The organism is Vibrio sp. 03_296 (assembly GCF_002265885.1).
Window position 1 is genome coordinate 1 of the sequence record NZ_NPKW01000024.1, and the last position, 1,162, is coordinate 1,162.

The following is a 1,162-nucleotide window of genomic DNA, read 5'->3' on the forward strand; positions in this document are numbered from 1 at the left end:
TGGTTGCATCTTTTCTTTGCTTTCTCAGCTTTCTAATTTTGGTCTTGTCGGCAAGTTATGTTTAGTGGTCGCTGTTTTCTGGACTCCAATTCGTGGGCGCTAAAAATTCAGAGAGTTGCCTCATTGAATTCCAGAGTGTAGGCGAGGTGAGTGAAGTGATTTTGATTTCAAAGTTAGAGCCCCATCTTTTCGATTTCTCACGTTAAAACTCAAAGTCGGCCAATCAAAATTATGAGTTAATTCAGCTTTTTAGCTTCTAACTTTGGTTTTCAAAGATAAGTCGAGTTAAGCTCTTGGTATCGTAAAACTTAACCGTTCGAGTCTTAAACATAACAAGGCGTTTAAGCGGGATTCATGCCGCGTGGCATTTTTGGTTTGCGGTGATTTTTGTGGTGAAAGTGGTGTGCGGAAACTTGGTTTAGGCGGCACTCACCCCTTAACGCAGCGTTATACCAATTTATCGTAATAAGCTCCAACTCAAAACACTATCGAGTGAAGCTTGGTTTCTATATACTTCCTTATTTCAAAGGAAAACCAATATGGAAATGATCATCGTTTCATCAGAACAGCAGAAACGTCTAATCATGATCTTTACTCGTACAGCATCGCAAATGTCAGATAAAGCACTTCTAAGTGATCTAAGCTCATATTCGGTGAACTCCAGCGTTTATCCWGCTTTCAAAGCCGCCTCAGATCTACGAGTAGAWCGTATAAAATTACCATTTGGTGATGATAGAAGAGGCTCTTTAGAGGGTGGAGATTTCCTTTATCGTTATCTGTCTCGAGGGTATATCTGCCTTGGTGATTTCACGGGGCAACCTAAGCCAGATTTATCACAATGGGGTGTTCGCTCAGTTCGTAAGTTACCAAAAGTTGGTTTTGGCTTATAAGTTAGGTTGCTTATGACTGGCCAAAAATTGGTATAACAAGGCGTTTAAGAGGGATTCATGCCGCGTGGCATTTTTGGTGTGCGGTGAGTTTTGGTGGTGAAAGTGGTCTGCGGAAGCTTGGTTTATGCGGCATTCACCCCTTAACGCGGCGTTATGCTTAATCAAGTAAAATCAGTTGGTTATGGTTTTTCTTTGTTCTCTTGGCTTTTCAGTTTGGTGTTTGTCGGCAAGTTGGCTTTTGTGAGCGCTGCTTTTCGGACACTCATCTTTGG

3 protein-coding genes are annotated in these 1,162 nt (G+C 41.7%); all 3 read left to right on the forward strand.

What is annotated here, in order from left to right; genetic code table 11:
• Positions 1 to 298: 298 nt before the first annotated feature.
• The 3 genes from CIK04_RS35435 (at position 299) to CIK04_RS01780 (ending at position 1,051) form a co-directional block, all read left to right on the forward strand.
• Positions 299 to 466 carry a DUF3265 domain-containing protein gene (locus CIK04_RS35435; RefSeq protein WP_097353636.1) on the forward strand — a complete coding sequence of 56 codons (168 nt, stop codon included), beginning with the start codon at positions 299 to 301 and terminating at the stop codon, positions 464 to 466.
• A gap of 73 nt (positions 467 to 539) precedes the next feature.
• A complete protein-coding gene (locus CIK04_RS01775) occupies positions 540 to 890 on the forward strand; it encodes a hypothetical protein (protein WP_128824579.1) in 351 nt (116 codons plus the stop codon).
• 32 nt (positions 891 to 922) lie between these two features.
• A complete protein-coding gene (locus tag CIK04_RS01780) occupies positions 923 to 1,051 on the forward strand; it encodes a DUF3265 domain-containing protein (protein ID WP_097353772.1) in 129 nt (42 codons plus the stop codon).
• Positions 1,052 to 1,162 lie beyond the last annotated feature (111 nt).